Genomic DNA, 22,818 nt, shown 5'->3' with positions numbered 1-22,818 from the left:
TCCGATGCTCGGGCCGCACTCACCCCTCGATGCTTTCGAGCCCGCACCATTCGGCGACGAAGAGCGCCATGGCGCCGGTGATGCGCTTCACGGAGGCAAGGCTGACGCGCTCGTCGAAGGCGTGGATATTCTCGCCCATCGGGCCGTAGCAGAGCGCCGGAATCTTGTCGTAAAGCGCGTGCACGCGGGTATCGAGATAGGCGGCCGTCATGAAGCTCTTCAGCGGCTTGCCCAGCGCCGCCTCATGGGCGCAGGCGAGCACGGCCTCGGCCTCGCTGCCGGGCTCCAGCACATAGCCCTCGGCCCAGAAGCCGTTGAAGGTGACCTTCGGCGGATTGTTCGCGAGGAAGGAATCGCCGCGCGCGGCGTCGCGGATGCAATCCTCGATGCGCTGCGCCGTCTCCTTGGCGGTGACGCCGGGATAGAGGCCGACGCGGCAATCGACCCGGCACCAGCACGGCACCGAAGAGGCCCAGTCGCCGCCCTCGATCTTGCCGATATTCAGGTTGATGGGATGCGGATCATCCTCGAAATGCTCGCGGCCGGCCTTCTCGATATTGAACTGTTCCTCGAGCTTGCGCAAAGCCGCGACGACACGATAGGCGGCATCGATCGCGTTGGCGCCGGTGCCCATCTCGCGGACATGGGCGGGGATGCCGCGCACCTCGAACTGGAACCAGAGCACGCCGGCATTGGCGCGCGCCAGCATCTCATATTCCGGCTCGGGAATCAGCGCGGCCTCGGCGCGATAGCCGCGCAGATGCGTCATCAGCGCGCCGTTGCCGGTCGATTCCTCCTCCACGACGGATTCGACATAGACCGTCGCCGCGGGCTGCATGCCGATGCGGCGGAGCGCATCGAGGCAGAAGAGATTGGCGGCGGCGCCCGCCTTCATGTCGGCGCTGCCGCGGCCGTACATCCAGTCGCCCTCGATCACGGGGTCGAAGGGCGCGTGCTTCCATTGATCGGCGGGACCGGCCGGGACGACGTCGACATGGGCCTGGAGGATCAGCGAGCGGCCCTTCTCCTCGCGCGGGTGATGGATGCCGACGACGATCGGCGCATCGGAATGCGTGTCGGAGAAGGGCGCACCGCCGGGATGGGCCGCGATCGCCTCCTTGTCCATGGCGAAACGGTCCATGGTGAAGCCGCGCTGCTTCATCGCGCGGAAGATGAAGTCCTGGACCGTATGCTCCTGCCCGCGTGTCGAAGCGAAGCGGACCAGTTCCTGCGTATAGGCGACCTGCTCGTCGAAGCCCGCCTCGACGGCGGCGAGGATCTTGTCACGCAAGGCGGGATCGAGAGGCATGGGTATTCCTATCCAGCGTCATGCTCGGGTGACCCGAGCATCTCGGAAACCAGTGTCATCTCGTTACGAGATTCTCGGGTCTGCGCTTCGCTCGCCCGAGAATGACGGCGAGAACACCATTAGTGCCCGAAGCGCGCGCCGCCCGGCACTGCCGCCAACAGCTGCCGCGTATACTCGTGCCGCGGGGCGGTGAAGATCGCGGCTGTCGGCCCGCTTTCGACAATCCGTCCGCGCTGCATCACGGCGATGCGGTCGCAGATTTGCGCGGCGACGCGCAGGTCGTGCGTGACGAAGAGGATGGCGAGGCCGAGCCGGCTCTGGATGTCCTTGATCAGCTTGAGGATCTGCGCCTGCACGGAGACGTCGAGCGCGGAGACAGCCTCGTCCGCGACCAGTACGTCCGGTTCGAGCGCCAGAGCCCTGGCGATGCCGACGCGCTGGCGCTGGCCGCCCGAGAATTCATGCGGATAGCGGTCGATGGCGTTGGCGGAGAGACCGACAAGCTCCAGCAATTCCTTCGCCCGCGCTAAGGCCTCCTTGCGGGGCGTGCCATGGGCGACCGGGCCGTCCGAGATGATGCGGCCGACGGTCTGGCGCGGATTGAGCGAGGCGAAGGGGTCCTGGAAGACCATCTGGATGCGCTTGCGCTGGCGGCGCAATTCGGCCGGCTTCAGCTCGGAGAGCACGAGGTCTCCCAGAGCGATGCGGCCGCGGTCGGGCTCGATCAGGCGCAGGCAGCAGCGCCCGACCGTCGACTTGCCCGAGCCGGATTCGCCGACGAGGCCGAGCGTCTCCCCGCGGACGAGCGCGAAGGAGATGTCGTCGGCCGCCTTGACCTCGCGCGCGACGCCGAAGAGCGAGCGCTTGCGATAGGTCTTGCCGAGCCCCTCGACACTGATGACCGGAGCAGTGTCCGGCAGCGGCGGCAGCACGGCCGGCGTCAGCGACGGCACGGCGGCAAGCAGCTTCTGCGTATAGGGATGGCGCGGAGAGCCGAGCACCTGATCGGCCGTGCCCTCCTCGACCAGCACGCCCTTCTCCAGCACGGCGATGCGGTCGGCGATCTCGGCGACCACGCCCATGTCATGGGTGATGAAGAGCACGGCCGTGCCGTGGCGATGGCGCAGATTGTCGATGAGCTTGAGGATCTGCGCCTGCGTGGTGACGTCGAGAGCGGTTGTCGGCTCGTCGGCGATCAGGAGCTTCGGTTCGAGCGCGAGTGCCATCGCGATCATCACGCGCTGACGCTGGCCGCCCGAAAGCTCATGCGGATAGGCCTTGGCGAGGCGCGGCGGATCGGGCAGGCCGACTTCGGTCAGCAGATCGATGGCGCGGGTCCGACGCGTTGCCCTGTCGTGGAGACCATGAGCCTCGAAAGTCTCGACGATCTGGTCGGAGATGCGCATGACCGGATTGAGCGAGGTCATTGGCTCCTGGAAGATCATGCCGACCTCGCGGCCACGCACATCCTGCATGGCTTGTTCGTCGAGGGCGAGGATGTCGCGACCGGCGAGCCTGATCGCGCCAGCAACCGGCTTCACCGCCTTGGGCAGCAGGCCCATCACGGCATGGGCGATCATCGACTTGCCCGAGCCGGATTCGCCGACGACGCAGAGCGTCTCGCCGGGCTGGATGGCGAGCGTGACCTTTTCGACCGCGTTGGCGCGGTCTGCCATCGCCGGTAATGCCAGCGTAAGGCCTTCGATGGAGAGCGCGGGAGCGGTCATTCGCGCCATCATTCCCGCCCCCTGGCCAGACGCGGGTTCAGGGCATCGTTCAGCCCCTCGCCGGCGAGGTTGAGGGCGAGCACGGTTAGGAAGATCGCGAAGCCCGGGAAGAACGAAATCCACCAGGCGTCGAGCAGGCGCGTGCGGCCGGCGCCGACCATGTAGCCCCAGCTCATCAGGTTGGGATCGCCCAGGCCAAGGAAGGAGAGCGAGGATTCCAGCAGGATCGCCGAGCCGATCATCAGCGAGCCCATGACGATGATCGGCGCGATGGTGTTGGGCAGGACCTGACTGAAGATGATCCGCGGCGTCGACTGGCCGATGGTGACGGCGGCCTGAACATATTCGCGACTTCGCAGCGAGAGCACCTCGCCGCGCACCAGCCGCGCCACGGGCGGCCAACTGACCACCCCGATCGCGAGCACGATCGAACCGAGCTGCGGCTGCAGGATCGCCACCAGCACGATGGCGAGCGCGAAGGAGGGAATGGTCTGGAAGAATTCGGTGAAGCGCATCAGCGCGTCATCGACGAAGCCACCGGCATAGCCCGCCATCGCGCCAAGCGGCACGCCGATCACCAGCGCGACCAGCGTCGAGACCACGCCGATCATCAGCGAGACGCGTGCGCCATGGACGAGGCCGGAGGCAAGGTTGCGGCCGAGCGTGTCGGTGCCGAGCGGGAAGCGCTCGTTGACGAAGGGCGCGAGGAAGGGCCGCGCCACCGGGCGCCAGGGCGATTGCGGATAGAGCGTCGGCGCCAGGATCGCGAAGGCGACGACGGCGAGCAGGATGAGGATGCCGATGACGGCGCCGCGATTGCGGGCGAAGCGCTTGAGGAAGTTCAAGAAAGCGCCTCCGACATTACGATGCACTCGACGTCATGCTCGCCCTTGTGGCGAGCATCCACGTCTTGAACACGGCCTTCGACCAGCGAAGACGTGGATGGTCGGGACAAGCCCGACCATGACGGAAAGGGCCTGTTCATGCGTGCGCCTCGATGCGCGGATCGACGATCCGGTAGACCAGATCGGTCGCGATATTGAAGCAGACGACCATCGCCGAGGAGATGAAGAAGACGCCGAGCAGGACGGAATAGTCGCGCTGGACCAGCGCATCGAACATCAGCCGGCCGATACCGGGCCAGGCGAAGACGGTCTCGGTCAGCACCGCGCCACCGACGAGCTGACCCGCCTGCAGGCCGGCCAGCGTCACCACCGGCAGGATCGCGTTGCGGGCGACGTGCCGGCGCCAGACTGTGGACTGCGAGACGCCCTTGGCGCGCGCCGTCTTGACGAAATCGGCACCCGCGACCTCCAGCATCGAGGCGCGCATCATTCGGGCGTAGAGTGCTGTGAAGAACAGGCCGAGCGTCAGCGAGGGCAGGATGAGGTGCTGGGCGATGTCGAGCGCCCGCGCCAGACCGGTATAGTTCGCGCCGATCGTCTCGTAGCCGACATTGGGGACGAGCCCCAGCTTCAGCGCGAAGACGATCTGGCTCATCAGCGCGACCCAGAACAGCGGCGTGGCATAGAACATCAGCGCCAACGTGGTGATCAGGCTGTCCGACCATTTGCCGGCCCGGCGCGCGGCGAGCGCGCCCATCGCGGTGCCAACGACGAGCGAGACGAGGAAGGCCGCGCCGGTCAAAAGCAGGGTCGCCGGCAGGCGCTCCATGATCAGGCTCAGCACTGGCTGCTGCTGGCGGTAGCTGAATCCGAGATCGAAGGTCAGATAGCCCTTCAAATAGATCCAGAGCTGCATCAGGAAGGGCTGGTCGAGGCCGAAACGTGCGCGCAACTGCTCAAGCAATTGCGCGTCGGCGGCGCCGGCCTCGCCGGCAAGCACCTGCGCGGGGTCGCCGGGCGCGGCGCGGATCAGCAGGAAATTCAGCACGGCGATGGCGAAGAGGACGATGATCCCCTTCACGAGCCGGCCGGCGAGGAATTGCGCGAGGTTCATTCAATCCTGTTCCCGATGGCAGCAGCTCCCCGTCATGCTCGCCCTTGTGGCGAGCATCCACGTCTGGAACACCGTCCCCGACGACTGAAGACGTGGATGGTCGGGACAAGCCCGACCATGACGAGAAGCGCGCAGGCGCCTGTTCGTGAAGGGCCGGCGAGCTGCCCTCACTCCTTCCAGGCGTCGCGGAAGCCGTCGTCGACGCCGATGCCGGTGGTGACGAGATTCTTGACGTTGCAGCGGTAGATGGTCGGGAAGTCCATCTCCAGCAGCCAGAGCACCGGCAGCTCGTCGGCCAGGATCTTCTGGATCTTGGTGTAGAGTTCCTGGCGCTCCTTGTCGGTCGGCGCGATCGCCGCGTCGGCGAAGAGCTTGTCGACCTCCGGATTGGAGTAGCCGCCGACATTGGCGAAGGGATTGCCCTTGGCGATGTTGGCCGTGATGTAGGAACGGGCGACGCCCATGGCGGGATCGCCGAGCTGGTAGAGGAAGTTGAAGTTCAGGTCGAAATCCCAGTTCGACGCCTTCTGCGTCCAGCCGGGCACGTCGGTGTTCTCGATCTGAACCTTGACGCCGACATCCTCGAGGTTCTGCTTGATCGCCTCGGACCAGCGGCTCCAGGTCTCGCCATAAGGCAGGTTCAGGAGCTTGATGGTCTCCCCCTTGTAGCCGGAGGCCTTGATCAGCTCCTTCGCCTTGGCGGGGTCATAGGTGTATTTCGGCACGTCGGACGAATAGAACTTGGTCTTGGACGAGATCGGCCCGGTCGGCAGCTTGCCGAGGCCGCCCCAGACCACGTCCTTCCCGAATTCGCGGTCGATCGCGTACATCAGCCCCTGGCGGAATTGCTTGTTGCCGAGGATGCCGTTGCGCACGTTCGGCGTGATCCAGGCATGGGGGGCGAACATCTCCCAGCCCTTGGTGGTCACGCAGGTATTGGGCAGCTTCGACAAACGCGCGACGTCGTAGACATCGACCGAGCCGCCGGTCAGCACGTCGACCTTGCCTGTCTCATAGGCAACGGCGCGGGCGGCTGCATCGGGAATGATCTGCCAGTAGATCTCGTCGAGGTTCGGCTTGCCCTTCAGCCAGTAGTCCTCGTTCTTGACGAGGTGGATATAGGAGCCCTTCTTCCACTCCTTGAGCTTGAAGGGGCCGGTGCCGATCGGCGTGTTGTTGGCGGGGTTCGCGCGATAATCCGTACCGTCATAGATGTGCTTGGGGATCATCGGCGCGGAGGCGACCTCCTGCGTCATGATCATCGGGCCGAAAGGCTGCTTCAGCGTGATCTTGACCGTGAGGTCGTCCACCTTCTCGATCTTCTCGACCTGCGCATTGACGATCGGGCGCCAGCGCGGGTGCACTTCGCGCAGGAACTTGTCGAGGGTGAAGACGACGTCGTCGGCCGTGAACGGCTTGCCGTCGTGCCATTTCACGCCTTCCTGCAAGTGGAAGATGTAGGTCTTCGCGTCCGGCGAGATTTCCCAGCTCTTGGCGAGCGAGGGCTGCGGCTCGAGCTTCTCGTTATAGCGCAGCAGCGACTCGTAGATATTGCCGGCGACCATGTTGGTCGGGCCGTTCTGGTTGAGGCCCTGCATCAGCATCGGCGGCTCGGGCTGGACCACGACATGGACCGTACCGCCCTTCTTCGGCTCCTGCGCCTGCGCCGCCCCTAGCGCGAGGACCGACGCCGCAAGCGCCAAGCCGAACCGCCATCCCGTCATCCTGGCCTTCATTTGCTGTTCCCCTGCCTCGTACCGAGATCGTATCGTTTGAATCGGGCCGCGCGGACCGGATCGGTGCCATCGCACCCGATCACGTCGCTCTTGGCAAGCGCCGCGCCAACCGATCGGCAGGGTCCCGGATCAGCGGGCCATGGCCGCCAGAGCATCGCGCATCGCCAGGCTCGGGATGCCGAACAGGCCGTCATAATGCGTCTCGAGATCGCTGATCACGAACATCACCGTCGAGATCGAGATGACACCGATGGCCAGCACGATCGCGGCGACGCGCTTGCGCGGCGTCTGAATGCCGAAGCTCAGGAACACCGGCATCAGCCAGAAGGTCACGACACTGGTGAAAAGCGGCGAAATCGGCCCATGCACATCCTCGATGACGGCCCAGCGCCGCTGCTGCAGCTGGAGATAGGCCGACCGGCACTCGGCCGCGATGTTGGCACGGAGCGTGTCTGTCGAGGGCAGGCCGCTGATGGCGCGCCCGATGCCGTTGAGCAGAGCTCCGAGCGAGGGATCGGCTCCTTCGCGAGCCATGGCGGATGTATCGGGCAGCACCATTCCGACAGGCTTCGGCTCGCGGGGCCAGGTACTGGCAATGACCGCAGCCGTGTAGGTACGCAGCGCGAGACGGGTTGGGTCGGCCTCCGGCCCGTAGTTGCGCAGGCATTCGTCGAGCTGGGCGAGCTGCGCGGCGTCGGCGCTGCGGTCGCGATAGGCCTTGTCGAAGCTTGCCTTCACGTTCGAGAGCTGAAGGCTGAGTACCAGAGCAGCAAAGGTGACGAGCAGGCTGGTCACGAGGCGCAGCGCCTCCATGGTGCGCTCGGGGAGATTTTCTTCCGACAGCCAGCCGCGCATTTTCATGCCCAGAACCGCGCTGGCGCTCAGCAGCAGGCAGAAAGTGAAGGCTGAAACGGTCTCGGGCATGGCCGCGGTCGCTCCCGGCAAAGTGCGGGCATACGCACGCTGCTTCAGAGACTTAAGATGATCAGCGGTGTCAATATCCGGCGACGATCAAACTGCCGACGTGCTGCAGAACGCGTTCAGCGCGCATCCTCGACATAGGTGGCGACGAAGCGGACGAGTTCGCTCTGCCGCGCCGTTCCGGTCTTGGTGAACAGGCGCTGGAGGTGGGTGCGTGCGGTCGTCGGCGCGATGCCGAGCCGCTTCGCAGCGACGATCGTGTCCAGCCCTTCGGCGACGAGCCCCAGCATGCGCTCCTCCGTCGGCGTCAGCCCGCAGGCTTCGCTGACCTGGGCGACGTTCCGCTCCATGGCGCTTTCGGGGTCGTCGACCGTCAGGACGAAGAGGTCGATGCACGCCAGATGAACGGCGTCGATCGCGACCTGTCGCCCGCAGCGCAGCGCCAGCGGCAGCCGCGTCTCGCCGACCGCGCTGCCGCAGCGGCTGCGCTTCATCCAGAGCTGAAGCCGCGCCAGGAAATCCTTGTCGCAGGCGGTGAAACGATCGGCGTCGCCCAACCCGTTCCGCATCAGCGCGGCCGCGGAGCGATTGCTGAAGCGCATGCTCAGGCCGGCATCGATGACGAAGACAGGCTTCGACGCTCCATCAGCGGCCTCCGGAGCCAGCCGGCGCGGCGGCATTGGCGAGAAATCGGCCCTGCCTATGACCGAAACATGGAATGACATCGCAACATCCATCTCCGCAATCCAGGGATCGCCGCGCACATGCAAGGAGACAACCCCGCACATGCTTCGGTTTCCATTCGTCGCAGGAGGATGGAGATCGGTTCAAATTCGCGCAGATGCGGACCGGGGGGTTGGCAAGAGCGCGGCCGCCAAATCAGGCCTTCAGCGCCAGCCGATAGGTGTAGGTGTCGCCACGGAACAGGCCCTCGACATATTCCAGCATGACGCCGTCCGCGCCGTAGCTGCGCCGTTTGATCAGCAGGCAGGGCACCGGCCGCCGGAATCCGAAGATCGCGCATTCCTCGTCGCTCGGGGCCGCCGCCTCTATGGTCTGATCACAGCGGACCAGCGGGAATCCGAATGCGGCGAGGGCGGCATAGACGGAGCCCGACAGTTCGGCCCGCGCCAGCTCAGGAACCCGCTCCAGATTGTACCAGGCGCATTCGCGCGACATCGGAACGTCGTCGCCGGAGCGAACACGGACGAGCTTGAGGAAGCTGGCATGCGACGGCTCGCCGAAGATCGAGGCAATCGCGCGGTCCTGCACTACCGTCCGCTCGAGGATGCGGGAGGACGGGACCCGGCCGAGCTCGTGCATCTCCTCGGTGAAGCCCTTGAGCCGGTCCATGCCCGAATGCAGACGACGCCCCGGCCCCTGCACGATCGACCCCAACCGGCCCTGCGCGCTCAGCAGCTTTCGCTGTCGCAGCGCATTGTAGGAGCGTTGTACGGTGGTGCGGCTGATGCTGAGCCGCTCGGCCAGCTCACGTTCCGCCGGCAGGGTCGTGCCCGGCGGGAGGATGCCGTCGCCGATCAGTCGCGTCAGTTGATCCTCAAGCTGCTTATAGAGCGGCTTGGCGGTATCGCTGCGCAGCTCCAGCAGTTCCTGGAACGGCGGCTTCGGATTGGTAGGCTTGGGCACTGTCGTCAGTTGCATGATCGTGACACAACCCGCGTAGCAGCTCGTGGATAGGAAAATCAAACCCTATGCTCGACAAACCGATCTTCATTCTGGGAAGCTTCGTCCTCGCCTGCTCGGCAAAGGTCGGGCGTTTTCCGCGGCCGGGGGAATCGATCGCCGCCGAGCGCGTGACCATCGAGCCCGGCGGCAAGGGTCTGAACCAGGCGATCATGGCACGCCGCCTTGGTGCCGCGGTGGACGGGGTCCTCGCGGTCGGCGACGATCTGGCTGCCAGCTTCGCCCCCGCGGCGCTGGCACGCGCCGATCTGCCGGAGGGGATGCTCGTGCGCCTGGAGGGACGGACCGGGAGCGGCGTCGCCTTCGTCGACGCGGCCGGCGAGACCAGCCTTGCCATCGCGCCGGGGGCCAATCTCGCCGTTTCGGAAGCGCATGTCCGGGACAAAGCCGAAGCCATCGCGGGAGCCGCGCTGGTCGCAGCGCAATTCGAGATTTCGGACGCCCCGATCCGCGCGGCTTTCGCCCTGGCGCATCGAGCGGGCGTGCCGACCCTGCTCAACCCCTCGCCGTTCCGGCCGGTGCCGGACGACATCCTGCGCTCGACCTCGTTTCTCATCGTCAACGAAACCGAAGCCGGCGGCCTCGCGGCGACATTCGGCTGGCAGGACGCGGACATCGCCACGCCCGGGCGCTTCGCCGTAGAACTCGGCCCGGCGATCCTCAAACGCGGTCCGAAGCTCGTCGTACTGACCCGCGGCGCAGCCGGCGCCATCGCAGTCGCGGCCGGTAAGCAACCGGTCCTGCAAGCCAGTTTTCCCGTCGAAACGGTCGATGCGCTGGGCGCCGGCGATGCCTTTGCCGCGACACTCGGCGTTCGCCTCGCCGAGGGGCGCGCCCTCTCCGAGGCGCTGCGCCACGCGGCTGCCGCCGGCGCGCTGACGACGACGCGGCACGGTGTCTTCGATGCCCTGCCGCGGCCCGCCGAAATCACCCAACTCGCGGAAGCACACATTGGCGGGAAGCCGCCGCAAACTGCATAAAGATCTTTGGATTGCTTTTGGACTTTTCGCGACCCAGCCATGCTGCTAACCTGACCCGGGCAAGATCAGACTTGGTCCATCGCAATTGGGGGGGGGCATGGCGCATCCCGATGTCGATACCGTCATGACCGCGATCGACCAGCTGCTGGCCGGTGCGATGGACGAGCAGCAGATGCCGGTCGCCGCCGAGACGATGCGCCGGCTCTTCGACGGCTCCAAAGCCTGTTTCGCCAGCATCGGCCCCGACCCGGAGGACTGGATCGCCTACGCCACCAATCCCGACGAAGCCTTGCAGGAACATTGCTTCGGCGAGTTGGCGCCGGAATTCGTCGAGATGGGCCAGGCGCTGCACGGTATCCCGCTCGGGGAAGTCTATCGGGATCATCAGGTCTACGGCGCAGAGTCCCTGCGGCGCTCGCGCGTCTGGCAGGAGTGGATGCGACCGCAGGACATGTATGGCGGCATGGCCTGCCGCTTGTCGGAAAAGGGGCAGGCGTTCTGGTTCTTCGACGTGCAGCGCGGCCGCAGCCAGGACGGGTTCGACGACCAGGACGCCGCCCTGCTGGGCAGGCTCTACCCGGTGCTCCGCCGGGTGGTGGAACTGCGCCGTCATATCGGCCGCGTCACCATCCAACGCGACGAGGCGCGCGGCGCGCTCGACCGGCTGGCCCTCGGAATCGCGATCCTCGATGCGGAGATGCGGATTTCCTATGCCAATGAGGGCGCCGACGAGATCCTGGCCGAGCCGGACGGGCCGATCGGGTTGCGGCAGGGGCGCCTCTACGCCCGCCAGCCGGGCGACCAGCGCCGGCTCCGCCAACTGGTGGAGGGAGCCCTGCACTGCTCCCGCGATCCGCTCGCAAACCATCAGGCAAGCATGATCCTGCATGGTGGCGACGGCGGTCATTCGCTTTCGGCCTGCGTCATGCCTGCGGCGCCCTCCCCGGCGCTCCACGGGCCACACGGTCTGATCATGATCGCGCTCAGGCGCCTTGAGACGGCGAGCGACATCGTCGCCTGCACGCGCCAGCTGTTCGATTTGACCGATACCGAAGCCAAGTTCGCGTCCGCTCTGGCGAGCGGTCTCTCTCTGACGGAAGCGGCCATGGCCCAGGGCGTGCGCATCTCGACCGCCCGCACGCATTTGGCGCGGATTTTCCAGAAGACCAACACCCGCCAGCAAAGCCAGCTCGTCTCGCTGCTGCGCAGCGCGGTTCTGCCCCTTCAGCCGCGCTGAGTTCGGCTCTCGCCCGGCAGGGCCCGACCCTGCCAGCTCCCCCCCTGCGACGAGGTTTCCTCTCGCCGCTGACCCGGCGCGCATCTAGGCAGAGCTTGCCGGACTCCTCATCCTTCAAATGACGGAGGCATGACGGCCATGCTCAATTGTGCGCCATGGGCCGGCGAAGCTCGCCGCCCGTCATCGCCAGCGGGACGCCTGTCGTCGAGGGCAGGCTGAGCGGTAGCCCCTTGACCGAACGGATCGCGAAATAGGCGAAGATCTGCGCTTCGAGCGCGTCGCCGTCCCAGCCTACAACCTCGACAGGGTCGACGGGCACGCCGAGCCGCTGGCCCAGCCGCGCCATGAAATGCCGGTTCAGCCGTCCGCCGCCGCCGACGAGCCAGCGCTTGGGCGCACGCGGCACATGGCGCAGCGCCGACACCAGGCTCTCGATGGTGAATGCGGCAAGCGTGGCCGCGCCATCGGCATCGGACAAGGCCTCGACGACCTGGGCGCGGCGGTGGAAATCGTTGCGATCGAGCGATTTCGGCGCTGGCCTGTCGAAATAGGGGTTGGCCATGAAGCCGGCGACGAGGTCGTCATGAACGCGGCCGCTCGCTGCCAGCGCACCGTCCGCATCATAGGGACGCCCAAGGCGGCGCAAGACGAAATCATCGAGAATCGCGCTCGCCGGGCCGGTATCGAAGGCGATGACGGTCTCGCCGTCGATATAGGTGACGTTGCCGACGCCGCCGAGGTTCAGCACCATCACCGGCTGCTCCAGCCGCTGCGCGAGGGCCCGGTGATAGAGCGGCGCAAAAGGCGCCCCCTCGCCACCGGCTGCGACATCGGCATGGCGGAAGCGGTCGACGGCGGGAATGCCGAGCGCATCGGCCACGGCCTGCCCGTCGATGAGCTGGCGCGTGAAGCGCCGTTCCGGCCGATGATAGATGGTCTGGCCATGCAGGCCGACGAGATCGATGCTCGCCCAGTCGAAGTTCTGGGCGGAAACGTAGCTGCGGATGGCTGAAAGGTGGTCGGCAGTCACAGCGGCTTCGAGCTCGATGAGCGGCTCGGCCGAGGCTCGCTCGGCATCGGCGATGACCGCCTGCAGCGCGCGACGCGTCTCTTCGCGATAGGGATAGGAGGCGCCTGCCCCGAAAGCGACGGCGTCGCGTCCGTCGCTCGTCACCAGCGACACGTCGATGGCGTCCATCGACGTGCCGCTGATCACGCCGATCGCGGTCAGCGGCCCGCATGCGAGATCGCGTTCGGGCGAGCTCATTCGCCCGGCTGCGGGCCTTCATAGCCGCCGATGATGATAAGATCGGACTTCCCGGCAGCGCTCAGGTGTTTCATCGCCTCCTGGTATTCCGGCGATGCGTAGCAGGAGCGCGCCGTCGCCTCGTCCTTGAACTCGATGACGACGTTGTGCTTGCGGCCCTCACCGCGGGCGAGCTTGTATTCGCCGCCGCGGACGATGAACTTCGCGCCGTATTTGGCGAAGGCGACGGCGTTCAGCGAACGATAGCGGGCATAGGCCTCCTCGTTCTCGACATCGACGCGCGCGATCCAATAGCCCTTGGCGGCCATGGCTCAGACCCCCTCGACGGCGACGAGATCGATCTCGCCGGCGCCCTCACGCAGCTTGCGGGCCTCGGCATATTCCGGCGAGAAGAGATAGGCCTTGGCCGTCTCGAAATCCTTGAACTCGAGGACGATGTTGCGCGCGCGCCCCTCGCCCTCGCCGACCGTCATCTGCCCGCCGCGCACGACCGGCACGCCGCCGAACTGCTTGATCACTTCGGTGGAACGAGCGGCGTAGGCCCCCCATTTGGTCGCGTCGGTGACCTTGGCGCGGCCGATGACATATCCCTTGGGCATGGTTCTATCCGTTCGCTGAATCGGTTCCGGGCAGGAGCTTACGAAGCCGCGACGATCTCGTCCATGACCGCGCCCGCCGCGGCGCGCGGGTCGGCCGCGCGGATGATGGGACGCCCGACGACGAGATGGTCGGCGCCGATGCGGATCGCCTCGGCCGGGGTCAGCGTGCGCTTCTGGTCACCCGCCGCGCTGCCGGAGGGGCGGATGCCGGGTGTGACGATGACCATGTCGGGACCGATGACCTCGCGCACGATCTCCGTCTCTGCGGCCGAGCAGACGATGCCGTCGATGCCGGCCGTGCGGGCCTGCTCGGCGCGCAGGCGCACGAGATCGCGCACCGCCAGCCCGTAGCCGGCATCGCGCAGGTCGCCGTCATCATAGGAGGTCAGCGCCGTGACCGCGAGCAGCTTGAGGGCCGCATCGCCACGGCCCTCGACGGCGCCGCGCATGGTCTGCGGATAGGCGTGGACAGTGAGGAAGGTGACGCCGAGCTTGGTCAGCGAGTCCACGCCCTCGGTCACGGTGTTGCCGATGTCGTGGAGCTTGAGGTCGAGGAAGACCTTCTTGCCCTCGGTGACGAGCTGGCGTGCGAGATCGAGCCCGCCGGCGAAGGCGAGGCGATAGCCGATCTTGTAGAAGGTGACGTCGTCGCCGAGCGTCGAGACGAGGCGGTAGGCATCCCACACGGTGGGCACGTCGAGGGCGACGATCAGGCGGTCGCGGACATCGTTGATCTTCTGCATCATCCACCGGCTCCCTGCGTTTTGCGGGAAGGCGCACGATTCGAAGCCAGATGCAAGTGAGGCCACCGGGTCGCGCCGGCCCCGCGCCGGAAGCGGCGCGGAGGGTCAATTCCCTCCGCGCGGGAGCCCCAGTTGGAGGCTATCGATCACCAACGCTCGTAGCCGCGACGATAGCCATAACCGGGACGCGGGCCAGGACGGGGGCCATAGCCTGGGCCGTAGCCCGGGTGAGGCCGCGGGCCGTAGCCGCGCCCGTATCCGGGCCTACCGCGGCCATGCTGCTGCTGGCGCATGGTTTCCTGCATGATCATCAGCCTGCGCTCCTTGGCGGCGGTCATGCTGTACTCGACCGGCTGCCTATCGAGGCCGGCGGCAACGCCCGCAGGCAAATCCTGGGCGCCGGCCGCCACGGGCGAGGCGATCACGGCGCCGGCGATCGCGAAGGCACCGGCAATAGTCAAAAAATAGGTCGCTTGCTTCATCTGGTATCCAATCCTCAGGCCGCGTTGCGGCGAACCGCACCAACGTAGTCCTAGCTGGATTGTTCCAACATTGTTGGCAACCCACCCATGTCACTCGCGCCTTGTGCGCTGCAACATAAATGCCCATATTCGTGAAGCCCAAGGCACCCTCCCTCACAAACTGAAAGGAGAGATCTGATGCTGGAACGGCACGATTCCGACTGCGCATGCGAGACACAAAGCGAGCATCGGGATGATCGCGAGGAACAGCGGGACGACAAGGAGTTCTCGCCTCGCAGCTATCAAGAAGGCTTCTGGAGCTAAGCTTCCATGACAAAAGCGGAGGGCTGAGCGGCCCTCCGCCGGTGTGCCGGAACCGAGATTTCCGACCCACTGCCGGTACTGGCGCCCTGCCTCTCCGTCAGATTATGTCCCTCCGTCGCTAATGACATCCCCGAGCCCGAGCTTCGCCGCATCGGGCATGACACCCGCGAGAATGCGGATGGCCGCCATGCGCCGTAAACAACCCTACCATCCCATCAAAACGCCTTAAGGTGGGCTTAAGGTGACGCGCCCTACGAGGTGAGTCGCGACCAAGGCATTACCGTGCCTTGTTTGCAGTAAAAACAAGGCTGATACTGATCTACTTCTGGTCGATATCTAGCCGGCGCAATGCGAAGGTCAGTTATGAGCAGTCAATATATCCAGGGAATGGTCGATAACCTGAAAGAGGGCCGCCTGTCGCGGCGTTCCTTCATGCAGCGGATGGCTGCGCTGGGCATCGCCGCCCCGATCGCGAGCCAGATCCTGGCATGGAACGATGTGGCGATGGCGAATGCCACGCTCGAATACAAGCCGACCAAGGCCGGTGGCGGCGGTCCGCTGAAGATGCTGCTCTGGCAGGCCCCGACCCTGCTCAACCCGCATTTCGCCTCCGGCACCAAGGACCAGATCGCCTCGCGCGTCTTCTACGAGCCGCTCGCCGGCTGGGACAAGGAAGGCAATCTCACCCCGCAGCTCGCGGCGGAAGTGCCGACCCGCGCCAACGGCGGCCTCTCCGAGGACGGCACGACCGTCACCTGGAAGCTGAAGCCGGGCGTGAAGTGGCATGACGGCAAGCCGCTCACCGCCGACGACGTCGTCTTCACCTGGGAATATGCCGCCGACCCGGCGACAGCCGCCTACACCACCGGCGCCTACAAGGACATCAAGGTCGAGAAGGTCGACGATCTCACCGTCAAGGTGATCTTCGCCAAGCCGACGCCGTTCTGGGCCGATCCCTTCGTCGGCGTCGCCGGCATGATCATCCCGAAGCACCATTTCGGCGAATACAAGGGCGCGAAGTCGCGCGAGGCACCGGCGAACCTGAAGCCGGTCGGCACCGGCCCCTACAAGTTCGCGGACTTCAAGCCCGGCGACATCCTGACCGGGACCATCAACACCGACTACCACGTCAAGAACCAGCCGCATTTCGACACGTTCGAGATCAAGGGCGGCGGTGACGCGGTTTCGGCGGCGCGCGCAGTGCTGCAGACCGGCGAATACGACTATGCCTGGGACACGCTGGTCGAGGACGAGGTCCTCAAGCGCATGGAGACCGGCGGACGCGGCAAGATCAGCGCAGCGGCTGCCGGCGACATCGAGTTCATCACCCTCAACACGACCGATCCGTGGACCGAGGTCGACGGCGAGCGCTCGAGCGTCAAGACCAAGCACCCGACCCTGTCGGACCCGGCCGTGCGCCAGGCGATCAACCTGCTGATCGACCGCGACTCGATCCAGAAGTTCATCTATGGCCGCGCCGGCAGCGCGACGGCGAGCTTCGTCAACGAGCCCAAGCAGTTCAAGTCGCAGAAGCTGAAATACGAGTTCAACATCGAGAAGGCCAACAAGATCCTCGACGAGGCCGGCTGGAAGAAGGGCTCGGACGGCATCCGCGAGAAGGACGGCAAGAAGCTCAAATACGTCTACCAGACTTCGATCAACGCCCCGCGCCAAAAGGTCCAGGCCATCATCAAGCAGGCCTGCCAGCGCGCCGGCATCGACCTCGAGCTCAAGTCGGTCACGGCGTCGGTGTTCTTCTCGTCGGACGTCGCCAACCCGGACACCTACACCAAGCTCTATGTCGACATGGAGATGTATACGACCACGCAGCCGCAGCCTGATCCGGAGCGCTTCCTCAACCAGTTCGTTTCCTGGGAAGTCGCCAACAAGGAGAACAAGTGGCTGGGCCGCAACGTCTCGCGCTATACCGATCCGGCTGCCGACGAGGCCTACAAGGCCGCGCAGAAGGAGCTCGATCCGGCCAAGCGCGCCGCGCTGCTGATCAAGGTCAACGAGATCTTCTGCGAGGCCAACGTCATCCTGCCGATCCTGTCGCGCAAGAAGGTCGTCGCCGCGGCGAACAACCTCTCCCACGACCATTCCGGCTGGGACGTCGATACCTGGAACCTCGCGGCCTGGTATCGCAGCTAAGAGCTCAGCAGCCGCTCGCGGAGAGATAGTCTCCGTGAAGGCCTGCCGATAAATCGATGCCCCGCCAGCGCATGCCGGCGGGGCTTTTCTATGGGTGGCAGGAGTCGAGACGCCCGATGCGGCGAGTGGCCCGGTCAAGTGGACGCGGGCATCGCAAGTCGGGACCGGGCCTCCTCAAAGGAAGAAGTGAAACCCAAAGCCCAAGATGGCAAAGCCGGTGCCGACGACGAGTGCAACGAATTGGGGCTGAAGACGCGACCGCTGCTCCTCGAACAGGTTGGCCTTCTCTGATCGCGACATGCGGTCGCGGGCTTTGAACTGCTCGGCGAGCACTGAAGGATGGACTCCGCCTGGGCCATCCTTCTCCAAATCCATGCGGACTATGATAAAAACGATGACGAGGCCCAGTACCCCGAGTCCGAAGAAGCCGACGAGCCGCAGGGCGCCGTAGAAGACCCCGATGCACAGGGCAGCGAGAAATGGAAACGCGATGTAGTCCCACTTCGTGAACCGCATGACGACATCTTGCGGGCCTGCAGAGCGCCTGTCCAGCACCGAAGGCCGCCTCTGCTGCGGGGCACGAGCTTCCTGTCGCGCCAGGTGTCCGACTTCCCTGCGACGTCGACGATTCAGCCGCTTCATGATTGGGCCTGACGAGATATGGCCCGCACGAAGTGACGTGACCGTCGACCTTTCAATCCACCTCGATCTCGCCACTCTTTTTCTTGCTTGCGGACCGCGATCCGGCTCCTAAATCTGTTGGCATCGAGGACTTGGGGGGAGCAGGAGCGTGCCATTCTCATCGCTGAACGACCCTGTCGACCTCGCTCGGGCGCAGGCAGCGCTGGAAGCTGCGTGGAAGGACGTCAAACCGGCGGATATCGACGTGTTTGACGAGCGAGAGCGGACAAGACTGGCCTATATCGTCGCGGCGCTCGTCGCGGTCGCGGAAGACGAGGACGATTTGAAACGGCGGGCGGTCGAGCGATATCGCCAATCGGCCTGATCATCACCGCCACCCTTGCCCGGCCGTCGTCGGGAGCGGCTGTGCTATGCGCGCTGGAAAGTGCAGGGATACCGCACCCACAAGAGCGACCAGCCCGATGACCGCGAGCCAAAGCCAAAAATCCAGCGGCGGTTTCTTGCGAGCAGGCATGTCCTAGGAAGCCCGGACCGCGCCGGTTGTTCCTTATCGAACGACTGCGTCGTTGGGGAGGAATTGCCCGTCCCTCGCCCATGTGCCGATCGGAGGCCACACTTCAGGCCGAGCGAGGCTCGAATCCCGAGCAGCCCGTCACTCGACCGGCGTGCATTCCATCCGCACACGCTCCCCGGGCTGGCTCGCGGTCTGACAGCTCACTCTGGCGGGCAGCAGCGGAGACCCCGATTGTGCAGGCGTTGGGACTGGCGTCACAGCAGCGGCCGGGATGATGGCGGCGGCCGGCGCCGGGGTCACAGGCCGGGTCCGCGATGAGGCCAGCTGCGGCGTGCGGTGGACCACGGGCTTTGACTGCTGCGGCCCGATTGCCGGCCGCAGCGGAGGCGCTGGCGGCTCCTCTATCGGCTCGATGACCGGAGGCGGATTTTGCGCCGCAACAACCACCGGCGGGGGCTGCTCAGGTGACGCGCGCCAAGGCGTCCACGAGCTCAGCCGCGTGAAGGCTTCCATGGTCGGCCGAGTGATCGTCTCGGCGGTCGGCATCGACTGCATGCAGCCGGAAAGCGCAAAGCCGAAAAAGCATACGGCTGCGCGGTTCGGGATCGACAGCATCTTCGCCGCTCCTGCTGTGGATTGATCGCGAGCGGGCCGATGGTGCCCGCTCTGCCCCGGGCGAGTCAACCTTTGGCCGCATTCGCGGAGAGCTGAACAGCCCCAGGCGTGGCCTGATCGCAACGCGAGCGCGACAGACCCATGACACGTCAACGCACATCAGCTTTGCCGGAAAATGGATTCCGGCGGCTGCGCCGATGTTCTACGGCTCACGCTCACTTCTTCGGAGACGACCGACGATGTCTGTGGCCGCGCTGATCGGCTTCCTCCTACTGACAGGCGTGGCCGCCTATGCCCAGACGCTGACCGGCTTCGCCTTCGGCCTGATCACCATGGGAGGCGTCGGGCTGTCCGGGCTGATCTCGTTGCCCGATGCGGCGATGCTCGTCAGCCTGCTGACCCTGGTCAACGCGACGCAGATGCTGCTGAAGGGCTGGCGCGACGTTGCCTGGCGCGAATTCCGGCTGGTGATGGCGGCGAGCCTGCCGGCCCTGTTCATCGGCTATCGGCTGCTGGAATGGCTCGCCGACAGCCAGGCCGACCTGCTGCGGCTGGCGCTCGGCTTCGTCATCATCGTCTCCAGCCTGCAGCTCGCGCGCAAGCCGCAGCCTCTCGCGCAGCGTTCCGGCGCGCCGAGCTTCCTCTTCTTCGGCAGCGTCGCCGGGCTGATGGGCGGGATGTTCTCGACCTCCGGGCCGCCACTGGTCTACCATTTCTACCGGCAGCCGATGACGCTGTTGACGATCCGGGAAACGCTGGTGACGGTCTTCGCGCTCAATGCGCTCTGCCGCACCGGGCTGGTGGCCGCATCAGGCCAAATTCCGTCCGCATCGGTGCTTTCGGGGCTGCTGGCGGTGCCCGTCGTCATGGCGGCGACGCATCTCGCTCGGCGACGCCCGCCGGCCATCTCCCCGATGGCGCTGCGGCGGATCGTCTTCGTCCTGCTGTTCCTGTCGGGCGTCGCGCTCGCGGCGCCCGCCGTAATCCATCTGATCAGCGCCTGACCGCGCGCCGAGATCGCCCGCGCTCAGATCAGAACTGCGGCATCTCCGGCTGCTGATGGGCTGCCAGAACCTGCTGGAAGGCCTGGGACCAGACCTCCGGCGGCTGCGCGCCCGAGATCGCGAGCTTGCCGTCGACGATGAAGAACGGCACGCCGTTGACGCCGACCTTGCGGGCATGATCCTCCAGCCCGATCACGGTCTCGCGCAGCTCGTCATTGGCGAGTTCGTCGCGGGCGGCCTGTTCGTCGAAACCCTGCTCGACGGCGATCTGGACCAGCGTCTCGATGTCGCCGATGTCGCGCCCGTCCTGCCAATAGGCCTTGAAGAGAGCCGTCGTCATGTCGCCGCCGCGCTGCACCGTCGAGGCGGCCGCGATCAGCATATGCGCCATGCGCGTGTTGACGCTCTTCGTCACCTTCGCCCAGTTGAAGGTTACGCCGCTCTCCAGCGCCGCTTCCGACAGCTTCAGCTCGATTTCCTTGCGCTTGCCCGGACCGAACTTGGCCTCGAGATACTGGGTGCGATCCATGCCCTCCTCCGGCATTTCCGGATTCAACTCATAGGGTAGCCAGGTGATGGCGAAGCGCTCATTGAGACCGTAGCGCTCCAGAGCCGTCTCCAGCCGCGTCTTGCCGATGAAGCACCATGGACAGGCAATGTCCGAAACGATCACGAGCGGCAGCTTGTCCTGCATGTCGATGTCCTTCGTATCAGGCGGGATAGAGATGCTGCCCGCCATGCCGGTCTTCGGCGATCGCTTCCGCGCCCGGCGTCTCGCAACCGGAGAGGAAGGAGGGGCCGACCGGAATCTTGCCGGCACCGCCGGGAATGTCGAGGATATAGGTCGGCTGGCACAGCCCCGAAAGGTGGCCGCGCAGGCTTTTGACCAGCGCCTGCCCCTCCTCCAGCGTCAGCCGGAAATGCGAGGTGCCGGGCGCGAGATCGGGATGGTGCAGATAATAGGGCTTGATGCGGTTCTCGACGAAGGCGCGCATCAGGGCCCCGAGCGTTTCGACATCGGCATTGACGCCCTTGAGCAGCACGGACTGGCTCAACAAGACATGGCCGGCATCGGCGAGCGTCGCGATCGCCGCGCGTGCGTCGTCGGTGAACTCGCGCGGATGGTTGGCATGGATGGCGATATAGCTCGCCTTGCCGGGAATGCGCAGCGCCCGGGCATAGTCCGGCGTGATCCGGCCGGGATCGACCACCGGGACGCGGGTGTGCCAGCGCGCGACCTTGATATGCGAGATCGCGGCCAGACGCTTCGCCACTTCGCGGATGCGGCGGGCGGAGAGGATGAAGGGATCGCCGCCCGTCATGATCACCTCCCAGATCTCGGGACGGGAAGCGAGATAGGCGAGCGCGGCGTCGAGCTTCTGGCCAGTCAGCGCATCGCCGCCGGGGCCGACCATCTCGCGGCGGAAGCAGAAGCGGCAATAGACCGGGCAGGCATGGACGAGCTTGAGCAGGGCGCGGTCGGGATAGCGATGGACCACACCCTCGACCGGAGAATGGGTGTCGTCGCCGATCGGATCGGCCAGCTCCTGCGGGAGCGTCACGAGTTCGGCCGCATCAGGGACGAACTGGCGCGCGATCGGATCGGCCGGATCGGCCGGGTCGATCAACCCGGCGACGGCCGATGTCACCGAGACGGCATAGCGCTCCGCCACCTTCTGCAGCGCCTCGCGGCGCGCGGGCGCGGCAAGCCCCGCTTCGACGAGCGCGTCGATGCTGCGCAGCGGCTGGCCGCCGGGGGGCAGGTGAACGGTCATGCCCTTCCCCTGCCCGCTTCCGCGACCGGCGTCCAGAGCACATCCTCGATCCGGCGCGCGCCCACGCAGAGCATCACGAGGCGGTCGAAGCCGAGCGCGATGCCGGACGCCGCCGGCATGCTCGCCAGCGCCTCCAGGAAATCGCCATCGATCGGATAGCGCTCGCCATAGATGCGCTCCTTCTCGTCCATGTCGGCCTCGAAACGGCGGCGCTGCTCGGCCGGGTCGGTGAGTTCGCCGAAGGCGTTGGCGAGTTCGACGCCGCAGGCATAGAGCTCGAAGCGCTCGGCCACGCGCGGATCGCCGGGCTTGGGCCGGGCGAGCGCGGCCTCGCTGATCGGGTATTCGCAGAGGATCGTGGCACGGCCGCGGCCGAGATGCGGCTCGATGCGCTCGGAGAGCACGCGGCTGAAGATATCCGACCATGTGTCGTCCGGAGCGACCCGGATGCCGGCCTCGATCGCATCGGCGGCAAGCCCGCCCCGATCGACATCGTGATCGGCAGTGACCGTGCGCAGCAGGTCGATCCCGGCATGGCGCTTGAACGCCTCCTGCAAGGTCAGGCGCTCGGGCTCCGCGAAGGGGTCGGCTTCGACATCGCGCCAGCGCAGCATGGTGGCGCCGGCGGCACGGGCAGCCTCAGCCATCAGCGCCGCGCAATCCTGCATCAGCACCTGATAGTCCTCGCCGGCGCGATACCATTCGAGCATGGTGAATTCGGGGTGGTGCAGCGCCGTGCGCTCGCGGTTGCGGAAGACGCGGGCGAAATCGAAGATGCGGGTTTCGCCGGCCGCGAGCAGCTTCTTGGCCGCGAATTCCGGCGACGTGTGCAAGTAATAGGGGTGCGACTGCGCGGCGTTGTCGACCAGCGTCGTGGCAAAGCCGTGCAGATGCGTCTCATTGCCGGGTGAGAGCTGCAGGATCGCCGCCTCGACCTCGGTGAAGTCATCAGCCTCGAACCAGCGCCGCAACGCCGCCTTGATCCGCCCGCGGGCGAGAAGCGCCGGGCGGCGGTCGGCATGGACATCGGGCCGCCAGAACGGCGTCGGGGAGGAGCTCATCGAATCTCGCACCGGATACGTCGGAAAGCTTTCGTTTCGCGCGCGAATGCGGTAGTTGCGCGGCAATCGAATTCGCATAGCGCGCGGGC

General features: G+C 66.0%; 23 protein-coding genes. 6 read left to right on the top strand and 17 right to left on the bottom strand.

The features are described from left to right. Positions 1–19: 19 nt before the first annotated feature. The 8 genes from AB4Z16_RS23070 to AB4Z16_RS23035 form a co-directional block, all read right to left on the bottom strand. Positions 20–1,309 (bottom strand): ArgE/DapE family deacylase, encoded by a 1,290-nt coding sequence (locus AB4Z16_RS23070; RefSeq protein WP_441513655.1) that lies wholly within the window; start codon positions 1,307–1,309, stop codon positions 20–22. 119 nt (positions 1,310–1,428) lie between these two features. After that, positions 1,429–3,036, bottom strand: coding sequence for an ABC transporter ATP-binding protein (locus AB4Z16_RS23065; RefSeq protein WP_441513654.1), 1,608 nt, complete (start codon positions 3,034–3,036; stop codon positions 1,429–1,431). Between the two features lie 8 nt (positions 3,037–3,044). After that, positions 3,045–3,881: an ABC transporter permease gene (locus AB4Z16_RS23060; protein ID WP_441513653.1), complete on the bottom strand. Its 837-nt coding sequence runs from the start codon at positions 3,879–3,881 to the stop codon at positions 3,045–3,047. A 136-nt stretch (positions 3,882–4,017) separates the two neighbouring features. Then, complete coding sequence (locus tag AB4Z16_RS23055) at positions 4,018–4,995, bottom strand: ABC transporter permease (protein ID WP_441513652.1); 978 nt, start codon at positions 4,993–4,995, stop codon at positions 4,018–4,020. A gap of 167 nt (positions 4,996–5,162) precedes the next feature. Then, entirely contained in the window at positions 5,163–6,719 is a 1,557-nt protein-coding gene (locus AB4Z16_RS23050; RefSeq protein WP_441513651.1) for an ABC transporter substrate-binding protein, read from the bottom strand. A gap of 141 nt (positions 6,720–6,860) precedes the next feature. Then, positions 6,861–7,655, bottom strand: coding sequence for a bestrophin-like domain (locus AB4Z16_RS23045; protein WP_441513650.1), 795 nt, complete (start codon positions 7,653–7,655; stop codon positions 6,861–6,863). A gap of 116 nt (positions 7,656–7,771) precedes the next feature. Beyond that, the gene (locus tag AB4Z16_RS23040) at positions 7,772–8,377 is read right to left on the bottom strand and encodes a helix-turn-helix transcriptional regulator (protein WP_441513649.1); all 606 of its coding nucleotides are present in this window, start codon (positions 8,375–8,377) and stop codon (positions 7,772–7,774) included. 154 nt (positions 8,378–8,531) lie between these two features. Continuing rightward, positions 8,532–9,314, bottom strand: a complete 783-nt coding sequence (locus tag AB4Z16_RS23035) for a GntR family transcriptional regulator (protein ID WP_441513648.1) — start codon at positions 9,312–9,314, stop codon at positions 8,532–8,534. Between the two features lie 50 nt (positions 9,315–9,364). Here AB4Z16_RS23035 and AB4Z16_RS23030 point away from each other — a divergent pair, with 50 nt between their 5' ends. Continuing rightward, positions 9,365–10,336 carry a PfkB family carbohydrate kinase gene (locus AB4Z16_RS23030; RefSeq protein WP_441513647.1) on the top strand — a complete coding sequence of 324 codons (972 nt, stop codon included), beginning with the start codon at positions 9,365–9,367 and terminating at the stop codon, positions 10,334–10,336. Between the two features lie 97 nt (positions 10,337–10,433). Next, on the top strand, positions 10,434–11,573 hold the full coding sequence (locus AB4Z16_RS23025; RefSeq protein WP_441513646.1) for a helix-turn-helix transcriptional regulator: 1,140 nt from the start codon (positions 10,434–10,436) through the stop codon (positions 11,571–11,573). A gap of 142 nt (positions 11,574–11,715) precedes the next feature. On the opposite strand, the gene AB4Z16_RS23020 is transcribed toward AB4Z16_RS23025, so the two are convergent. From AB4Z16_RS23020 to AB4Z16_RS23000, 5 genes are all read right to left on the bottom strand, one after another. Beyond that, a complete protein-coding gene (locus AB4Z16_RS23020; protein ID WP_441513645.1) occupies positions 11,716–12,840 on the bottom strand; it encodes an anhydro-N-acetylmuramic acid kinase in 1,125 nt (374 codons plus the stop codon). Then, positions 12,837–13,148 carry a DUF1330 domain-containing protein gene (locus AB4Z16_RS23015; RefSeq protein ID WP_441513644.1) on the bottom strand — a complete coding sequence of 104 codons (312 nt, stop codon included), beginning with the start codon at positions 13,146–13,148 and terminating at the stop codon, positions 12,837–12,839. Before AB4Z16_RS23015 ends, AB4Z16_RS23020 begins: the two co-directional genes overlap by 4 nt. Before the next feature lie 3 nt (positions 13,149–13,151). Continuing rightward, positions 13,152–13,439, bottom strand: a complete 288-nt coding sequence (locus AB4Z16_RS23010; protein ID WP_441513643.1) for a DUF1330 domain-containing protein — start codon at positions 13,437–13,439, stop codon at positions 13,152–13,154. Positions 13,440–13,477: 38 nt separating this feature from the next. Next, a complete protein-coding gene (gene pyrF / locus AB4Z16_RS23005; protein ID WP_441513642.1) occupies positions 13,478–14,185 on the bottom strand; it encodes an orotidine-5'-phosphate decarboxylase in 708 nt (235 codons plus the stop codon). 143 nt (positions 14,186–14,328) lie between these two features. After that, positions 14,329–14,664 (bottom strand): hypothetical protein, encoded by a 336-nt coding sequence (locus AB4Z16_RS23000; RefSeq protein ID WP_441513641.1) that lies wholly within the window; start codon positions 14,662–14,664, stop codon positions 14,329–14,331. Between the two features lie 666 nt (positions 14,665–15,330). Between AB4Z16_RS23000 and AB4Z16_RS22995 the strand changes: the two genes are divergently transcribed. After that, on the top strand, positions 15,331–17,118 hold the full coding sequence (locus tag AB4Z16_RS22995) for a peptide ABC transporter substrate-binding protein (protein WP_441513640.1): 1,788 nt from the start codon (positions 15,331–15,333) through the stop codon (positions 17,116–17,118). 174 nt (positions 17,119–17,292) lie between these two features. On the opposite strand, the gene AB4Z16_RS22990 is transcribed toward AB4Z16_RS22995, so the two are convergent. Then, on the bottom strand, positions 17,293–17,634 hold the full coding sequence (locus tag AB4Z16_RS22990) for a hypothetical protein (RefSeq protein WP_441513639.1): 342 nt from the start codon (positions 17,632–17,634) through the stop codon (positions 17,293–17,295). Positions 17,635–17,908: 274 nt separating this feature from the next. Between AB4Z16_RS22990 and AB4Z16_RS22985 the strand changes: the two genes are divergently transcribed. From AB4Z16_RS22985 to AB4Z16_RS22975, 3 genes are all read left to right on the top strand, one after another. Beyond that, positions 17,909–18,124 (top strand): hypothetical protein, encoded by a 216-nt coding sequence (locus tag AB4Z16_RS22985; RefSeq protein WP_441513638.1) that lies wholly within the window; start codon positions 17,909–17,911, stop codon positions 18,122–18,124. 421 nt (positions 18,125–18,545) lie between these two features. After that, positions 18,546–18,914, top strand: a complete 369-nt coding sequence (locus AB4Z16_RS22980) for a hypothetical protein (RefSeq protein ID WP_441513637.1) — start codon at positions 18,546–18,548, stop codon at positions 18,912–18,914. Between the two features lie 214 nt (positions 18,915–19,128). Next, positions 19,129–19,893, top strand: coding sequence for a TSUP family transporter (locus AB4Z16_RS22975; protein ID WP_441513636.1), 765 nt, complete (start codon positions 19,129–19,131; stop codon positions 19,891–19,893). Positions 19,894–19,921: 28 nt separating this feature from the next. Here the strand turns inward: AB4Z16_RS22975 and AB4Z16_RS22970 are convergent, their stop codons facing one another. From AB4Z16_RS22970 to epmA, 3 genes are read right to left on the bottom strand one after another with little or no spacing between them, the layout of a single operon-like run. Next, on the bottom strand, positions 19,922–20,632 hold the full coding sequence (locus AB4Z16_RS22970; protein WP_441513635.1) for a DsbA family oxidoreductase: 711 nt from the start codon (positions 20,630–20,632) through the stop codon (positions 19,922–19,924). Beyond that, positions 20,604–21,668, bottom strand: coding sequence for a lysine-2,3-aminomutase-like protein (locus tag AB4Z16_RS22965; protein ID WP_441513634.1), 1,065 nt, complete (start codon positions 21,666–21,668; stop codon positions 20,604–20,606). The genes AB4Z16_RS22970 and AB4Z16_RS22965 overlap by 29 nt, the downstream gene beginning before the upstream one ends. After that, positions 21,665–22,729 carry an EF-P lysine aminoacylase EpmA gene (gene epmA, locus AB4Z16_RS22960; protein WP_441513633.1) on the bottom strand — a complete coding sequence of 355 codons (1,065 nt, stop codon included), beginning with the start codon at positions 22,727–22,729 and terminating at the stop codon, positions 21,665–21,667. The genes AB4Z16_RS22965 and epmA overlap by 4 nt, the downstream gene beginning before the upstream one ends. Positions 22,730–22,818 lie beyond the last annotated feature (89 nt).

Origin of the sequence: Allobosea sp. TAF32, assembly GCF_052113585.1 — a bacterium.
Classification (GTDB): Bacteria; Pseudomonadota; Alphaproteobacteria; order Rhizobiales; family Beijerinckiaceae; genus Allobosea.
The sequence above is the reverse complement of the archived record's forward strand: the minus strand, read 5'-3'. Positions and strand labels throughout refer to the sequence as shown.